Below are 7366 nucleotides of genomic sequence, written 5' to 3' on the forward strand. Positions count from 1 at the left end.
CTGAACATCTGCGCCTGCTGGAACGGGCTCATGCGGCCGTGCGGGCTCAACATGAAGACGTTGATGCCCTGCTTGCCGCGCATCGCGTGCTCGGCGGCGCTGCCGGTGTCGCCCGAGGTCGCGCCGAGGATGTTCAGCGTCTCGCCGCGGCGGCCCAGCTCGTACTCGAACAGGTTGCCGAGCAGCTGCATCGCCATGTCCTTGAAGGCGAGCGTCGGGCCGTTCGACAGGCCTTGCAGGTACAGGCCGGGGCGCAGTGCGGTGATCGGCGCGATCTCGACGCTGTTGAACACCTCCTGCGTGTAGGTCTTCGCGGTCAGGCGGCGCAGGTCGGCGGCCGGGATGTCGTCGACGTAGAGCGACAGGATCTCGAAGGCCAGCGCGTGGTACGGCAGCTCGCGCCAGCGCGCGAGCGTCGCGGCGTCGACCTGCGGGTAGTGCATCGGCAGATAGAGCCCGCCGTCGGGCGCGAGGCCCTCGAGCAGGATGTCGGAGAAGCCGCGCTGGGTGGCATCGCCACGGGTGCTGATGTATTTCACGGGGAGGGCGGGGAAGATGGGGCTGTGGGTGGAGCGTTGGATGGATTGTCGCCGTTCAGCGCGGCGAGCCAGTCGCGGTAGCGGTCGACTTCGGGGAAACGGTCGACCAGGCGTTGGCAAATGGTGAGGCTTTCGGCGCGTTCGGCCTCGCCGCCGCTTGGCAGATGAGAGAGGCTGTTCAGCGAGGCAAACTGACGCTCCAGCGTCTCAGGGGTCTCGCCAGCACGCTTCGCCAGCTCTCGGCTCAACATCAAGGCTTCGCGGAAGCTGGCTTCGGCACGCGGCCAGTCACCCAGTTCCGCCGTCAACCGGCCGAACTCATTGAGCGCCACGCTCACGTCGTCGATGGCCTCCACCCCTGCGTCAGGGGATTTCATCAAGTCGCGGCCGAGGGTCAGGCTCTCGGCGTAGAGCGCCTCCGCCTGGCGAAGATCGCCGGCCGCCCGAAGCACGTCAGCCAGATCCCCCAGTGCCACGCCGAGGTGACGCAACGAACGGTTGGTGGGTCCGGAATGCCTGAGCGCATGCCGTGCCAGTTCCAACGCTTCGCGATAGCCTGCTTCGGCATGCGCCCAATCCTTGCGTTCGAATGCGAAGCGCGCGACGTTGCGCAGCGAGATCGCCAAGTCGCGCAGTGCGTCGGACGTATCGCCAACGCGTTGACGGATGGCCCGCACCAAGGCCAGGCTCTCCAGAAAAAGTTCTTCGGCCAACACGGGCTGCCCCAGCTGCTTGGCAATCTCAGCCCGCCGATCGAGAGCCACGCACACATCGCGCAGCGCTCTCGGGGAGTCCGGTGACCAGCCTGCCAGCTGGCGAGCCAGTCCGAGCGCTTCGCCACAAGCCCCCTCGGCCCGCGCCCAGTCGCCTTGCGATTCAGCCAGCCGCCCGATGTCGTCGATCGCGACCATCAGATCGCGCAACGACGCCGGGCTGCCTCCTGCGCTTTCGACAAGCTCCCGCCGCACTTGCAATGCTTCGTCGAAGGCACTCGCCGCCTCATCCCATGCACCTTGAGACATCGCGGTCTGGCCGACGCTGTGCAGCGAAGCGCTGAGATCGCGAAGACGCTGCGGCGTCTCGCCGAAGCGCTCCAGCAATTCGCGCAACACCTGAAGACTCTCGCGATGGGCCGCCACGGCGGTGGCGACATCGCCCCGAGCGATGGCCAGCCGGCCCAGGTTGTCGAGGCTGTGCGACACGTCAYACAACGGCTGGGCAGCATGCTCGAAGCGCTGCACCGCTTGACGGGACAGCGCAAGGGATTCCCGATAACTGTCTTCCGCCGCGGCCCACCGCCCCTGCTCGCCGGCGACATCGCCGATCTGGTTGAGCACGACAGCCAGCCTCCAAAGACTTTCCAGCGTCACGCCCTCGTTCAGTGTCGTGCGCGCCAGATCCAGCGCCTCGCCGAATGCAGTGGCAGCCTCTGTCAGGCGACCCTGCGCCACATCCACCCGACCCTGGTCCTGCAACGAACGCATCAACTCGCGCCGCAGGACCGGGTTCGCACCATCGCCCCACATCAGTTCCCGGCGCAGTGCCAGCGCGCCACGGCAGGCGGCAGCTTCGGCCTGCAAATCGCCAGCAGCCCGCGCCACGTCGCCCACGGCGCCCAGCGCATCGGCCCATTCGCGTGCGGCGGCCAGCGACGGCCTCGCCTGTTGCTTCTCTCGCGCCAGTTGCTCCGCAGCCGCGGCGACTTCAGCTGCATCAGCCGGTCGCCCCACCCTCAACAGTTCCTGCACGGCGCGCAGAGCCGTCGGCAAATAGACCGGCGCACCGTCACCCTGCGCTCGCAATCGACACCACTCGTCGTAGGCGGGCACGACCGCATCGGCGGCGAAGGCGTGCTGCACGGCGTCTGTCGAACCGCCCTGCGGCGCCGGTGGCGCGACCGGAGCCGCCGTCCGCAACTCCTCGCTCAACGCACGCACATGCCAGATGTCCGGCGCAATGCTGCGCGCGGCGGGCCGGAAATCCGCCGGCAGCACCAGCACCAAAGGACAAGCCATGCGCTGTTCCAGCAGGAAGCGTCGCTCGTTCAGCCGCGCCAGGAACACCAGACGGGCGCGGTTCCAGGCCTCGTCACCCGGATGGCGCTGTACGGCAAACCACAATGCGCCCGCCCCACCCTGCGCGCCGGTACACACATCGACCAGCGCATCGACGACCGCCTCCGGGTGCTGCACAAAGCTGTCATCGGCGGCATGCTGGCGCACCGGTCGCCCTTGCAGCGTCAGGCGCCGGTTCAACCACTCGACCATCTGGACCGATGGCCCGACATCCGCGAACAGGAACACCAGAGAGAAGCCCTCTGCCTGCCACTCCAGATGCCGCAGCAGATTGACGGCGATCCGCTCGGTCGCGGCGTCAAGCTCCAGCGTTGCCATGCCGGTCGACCACGTCCCGCAGCAGCGGGTGGACGTCATACCAATCGCTGCCGTTGCGATAGTTCAACACCAGGCGGTTGTCCAGGAAATGCGCCAGCACCGGCAGGTCCGCATCTTTTTCGAGGCACGTGTCATGCGTCTTGGTGATGCGCTGCAACCATGCAAGATGATCTGCCGGGATGGGCAGCATCTCGTTTCGGGCAGCGTTCTCCGCCGGCAGGACGGCCTCGACACTCAACGGCAACTCGCTGTCATCGCGAACGGCGGGCAGGCACAGCCGGATCAGACGGAAGAACTCGCGCAGGTCGCCACCTGAACTCATGGCCAGCTTGTCGAGCGCCTCGGTACTGAAGAGAGTGTTCCACCCTGGATAACGGGCAGCGATCACCTGGCGCAAGACGGCCAAACCGTTGTCATCCGCCTCACGGCAGCGGTCCTTGAAGATGTGCGTGCTGACCAGACGCCTCGCCACGGCGCCACCCATCAGCGTGCCCGCACCGGCCGCCAGCACCGACAGGTAGGGCGGAATCGTGTAGACGATGTGCAGGACCGGCACGCGCAGATGTTCTGCATGACCGAAGAAGAGGTTGCGCACGCTCTCGTACACCGCCATCGCCTCRCTGCCGACACCGCGAATGCGCTCGACAGAGTCGATCAGCAGCACCACCTTGAGATGATGGTCCTTCTCTTGCTGGCGAACGAAGTCCACCGATTCAGCCAGGAACTGGTGAGCATCGCCCACCAGTTGGGCCACGTGCCCGCGCGCCGCTTCCTGAACGCGCCGCTTGAAATCCGGATCGCTCTTCAAGGCCGCCTTGATGTCGACGACCCCCAGCTTGGTGCTGAACTCCTTCAGCTCCACCGTGGTCTGCAGGAACTGCTTGAACCGATCCCAGTAGCTGCGATCGCCCGGTGATTTGCCGTACCGCTGCGTGACTTGCTCCGACATCGCACCGGCGACTGCCACCAGAAAGTCGCTGATCTCGACCTCCTTCGTCAGCAGGATGAACTCCGCCAGGTCGGCATAGAACACCACGGCGCCAAGCGTCTCCAGCTTCTTCTTCAGCCGCTTCAGTTCGGTACTCTTGCCCGTGCCACGCTGACCGGTGAACAGGCAGACACCGCCGCCCTCCTGCCAGTCGATCTCGGTCGCAATCTCTTCGACGGCATCGGCGCCCGACTGATTGACCTGCGCCACATACACCGGATCTCCAGGCTCCAGCACGCGGTCGGCGAGCGCGTTGTAGAAGGTCTTGAGTTGGTCTCGGGTGTTGCTTGTGGGTGCCATCAGTCGGTCTCCATGCTCCGGTGCACCACGGTCGGGGAGTCAGTGTGGCACAGCCCCTGGCTCAGCTCAGCTCTTCCTTGCGGATGCGCACGATCGGCGACAGCACCGTGGGCAGCGCCTGCATCTGCGCAAGCGCCTTGTTCATCTCGCCCTCGACGGTGTCGTGGGTCAGGATGATCACGTCGGTGTGGGCCTCGCCTTCGGCCGACTCGCGCTGCAGCAGCGCGTCGATCGAGATCCCGTGCTCGGCCAGGATGCCGGTGATGCGCGCCAGCACGCCGGCCTGGTCGGCCACCTGCAGGCGCAGGTAGAACGACGTCACGACCTGTTCCATGCCGAGGATCGGCGTGTCGGTGAGCTGGTTCGGCTGGAAGGCCAGGTGCGGCACGCGGTGGTCCGGATCGGCGGTGTGCAGCCGGGTGATGTCGACCAGGTCGGCGACCACGGCGGAGGCGGTCGGCTCGGAGCCGGCGCCCTTGCCGTACGACAGCGTCGTGCCGACCGCATCGCCGTGCACGACGACGGCGTTCATCGCGCCCTCGACGTTGGCGATCAGCCGCTTCGACGGCACCAGCGTCGGGTGCACGCGCAGCTCGATGCCGGCGTTCTTGCCGAGGTCATCGCGCCGCTTCGTGATGCCCAGCAGCTTGATGCGGTAGCCGAGCTGCTCGGCGTAGGTGATGTCGGCGGCCTGCAGCTTCGTGATGCCCTCGATGTGGGCACGCTCGAACTGCACGGGCGTTCCGAACGCGATCGCGCTCATGATGGTCAGCTTGTGCGCGGCGTCGACGCCCTCGATGTCGAAGGTCGGGTCGGCTTCGGCATAGCCCAGGCGCTGCGCCTCCTTCAGCACCGCGTCGAAATCGAGGCCCTTGGCCCGCATCTCCGACAGGATGAAGTTGGTGGTGCCGTTGATGATGCCGGCGATCCATTCGATGCGGTTGGCCGACAGGCCCTCGCGCAGCTGCTTGATGATCGGGATGCCGCCGGCCACCGCGGCCTCGAAGGCCACCATCACGCCCTTGGCGTGCGCCGCCGCGAAGATCTCGGTGCCGTGCACCGCGAGCAGCGCCTTGTTGGCGGTGACGACGTGCTTGCCGGCCGCGATGGCTTCCATCACCAGCGTCTTCGCGATGTCGTAGCCGCCGATCAGCTCGACGACGATGTCGATCGCCGGGTTCGCGATGACCTCGCGCGCATCGGCCACCACCTTCGCCGCGTCACCGACGATGCCGCGCGCCCGCTCGACGTTGCGTGCCGCCACCATCGTGATCTGAATGCTGCGGCCGGCGCGACGCCGAATTTCCTCCTGATTGCGCTGCAGCACGTTGAACGTGCCGCTGCCGACGGTACCGAGGCCGAGCAGACCGACTTGGATGGGTTTCATGGTGGGAGAACGCCCGATGCGGGCTGGTTGAGGAATCGGTGCAAAAAGAAATCAGTGCGAATGACGCTTGCGGTAGTGGTCGAGGAAGCGCGCGATGCGGCCGATCGCGTCGGAGAGGTCGTCGGAGTTCGGCAGGAACACCAGCCGGAAGTGATCGGGCTGCAGCCAGTTGAAGCCGGTGCCCTGCACGATCAGCACCTTCTCGTCGGCCAGCAGGTCGTAGGCGAACTGCTGGTCGTCGGCGATCGGGTAGAGCTTGGGATCGAGGCGCGGGAACATGTACAAGGCCGCCTTCGGCTTCACGCAGCTGACGCCGGGGATCTGCGTGAGCAGCTGGTGCGCGAGGTCGCGCTGGCGGCACAGCCGGCCGCCGGGGGCGACCAGGTCCTTGATGCTCTGGTAGCCGCCGAGCGCGGTCTGGATCGCGAGCTGACCGGGCGTGTTGGAACACAGGCGCATCGACGCGAGCATGTTCAGCCCCTCGATGTAGTCGCGCGCATGGCGCTTCTCGCCGGAGACGATCATCCAGCCGGCCCGGTAGCCGCAGGAGCGGTAGTTCTTGCTGAGGCCGTTGAAGGTGACGAACAGCACGTCGGTCGCGAGCGACGCGATGCTGGTGTGGGTGTTGCCGTCGTACAGCGTCTTGTCGTAGATCTCGTCGGCGAACACGATCAGCTGGTGCTGGCGCGCGACCTCGACGATCTCGCGCAGCAGGCTGTCGGGGTACAGCGCGCCGGTCGGGTTGTTCGGGTTGATCACGACGATCGCCTTGGTGTTCGGCGTGATCTTGGCCTTGATGTCGGCGATGTCGGGGAACCAGTCGCTCTGCTCGTCGCAGACGTAGTGCACCGCGGTGCCGCCCGACAGCGCCACCGAGGCGGTCCACAGCGGGTAGTCGGGTGCCGGCACCAGCACTTCGTCGCCATCGTTGAGCAGCGCGTTCATGCTCATCGCGATCAGCTCGGAGGCGCCGTTGCCGAGGTAGACATCGTCGACGGTGACGCCGGCGATGTTCTTCTCCTGCGAGTAGTGCACGACCGCCTTGCGCGGCGCGAACAGCCCCTTCGAATCGGTGTAGCCGGCCGAATGCGGCAGGTTGCGGATCATGTCCTGCACGATCTCGTCGGGCGGCTCGAGGCCGAACACCGCGAGGTTGCCGATGTTCAGCTTGATGATCTTCTGGCCCTCTTCCTCCATCTGCCGGGCCTTCTCGAGCACCGGCCCCCGGATGTCGTAGCAGACGCTGGCGAGCTTGCTGGACTTGGTGATGGGTTTCAACGGGGGCTCCGGCGGGGTCAGGAGAGCGGAATTTTGGCACAGCGCTGCTGCGTGGACGGTCATAGCAGGCTTTCGTCCGCATGGTCGCCATGACGCGAGGAGTCTTCTTCGTTCATCGTGCCCGTTGGCATCGAGTCACCCCCTGCGCTGTCGCCTCCACCACTCTTGAAGGTGCTCGCGATCTCATGCCGCTTCCCCAGTCCCTCAAGAATCCTTCGCTCCCGTGGTGTCGGAGGCGTCGCCGTCAAGTCCGTCGATGAACCCTGGGCGATGAACATCGTGCTCAACCGCGTGACGGTATCGGGATGGGCAGTGCCATCCGGATCGGCCAGGTAGTTGGCGCTGCGCGCGCGAGCRCCGCCGGTCGCCGCATTGAACAAGGACCCGACGATGAGGAAGAATGCTTCGACACCGGGATGGCCGAGCCGGTTGCACAGCGTTGCCAGCGCACCGAAGGCATCGTTGCCGGTCGCCGCCGTCG

6 protein-coding genes are annotated in these 7366 nt (G+C 66.2%); all 6 read right to left on the bottom strand.

Going from position 1 to position 7366, the window contains the following annotated elements:
* Positions 1-539: PALP domain-containing protein (locus AC1D01_RS14540; protein WP_477867356.1), on the bottom strand; the 539-nt coding region annotated here is incomplete at its 3' end.
* Positions 536-2932: a tetratricopeptide repeat protein gene (locus tag AC1D01_RS14545; protein WP_477867358.1), complete on the bottom strand. Its 2397-nt coding sequence runs from the start codon at positions 2930-2932 to the stop codon at positions 536-538. The genes AC1D01_RS14540 and AC1D01_RS14545, both read right to left, overlap by 4 nt.
* Positions 2913-4220, bottom strand: a complete 1308-nt coding sequence (locus AC1D01_RS14550) for a hypothetical protein (protein WP_477867360.1) — start codon at positions 4218-4220, stop codon at positions 2913-2915. Before AC1D01_RS14550 ends, AC1D01_RS14545 begins: the two co-directional genes overlap by 20 nt.
* 61 nt (positions 4221-4281) lie before the next feature.
* Positions 4282-5607: a homoserine dehydrogenase gene (locus AC1D01_RS14555; RefSeq protein ID WP_477843212.1), complete on the bottom strand. Its 1326-nt coding sequence runs from the start codon at positions 5605-5607 to the stop codon at positions 4282-4284.
* Positions 5608-5658: 51 nt separating this feature from the next.
* Complete coding sequence (locus AC1D01_RS14560) at positions 5659-6885, bottom strand: pyridoxal phosphate-dependent aminotransferase (protein WP_477867362.1); 1227 nt, start codon at positions 6883-6885, stop codon at positions 5659-5661.
* A 59-nt stretch (positions 6886-6944) separates the two neighbouring features.
* A partial coding sequence (locus AC1D01_RS14565) for a hypothetical protein (protein WP_477867364.1) occupies positions 6945-7366 on the bottom strand: 422 nt, incomplete at its 5' end.

This window comes from Rhizobacter sp. P3_B12, from assembly GCF_056402895.1.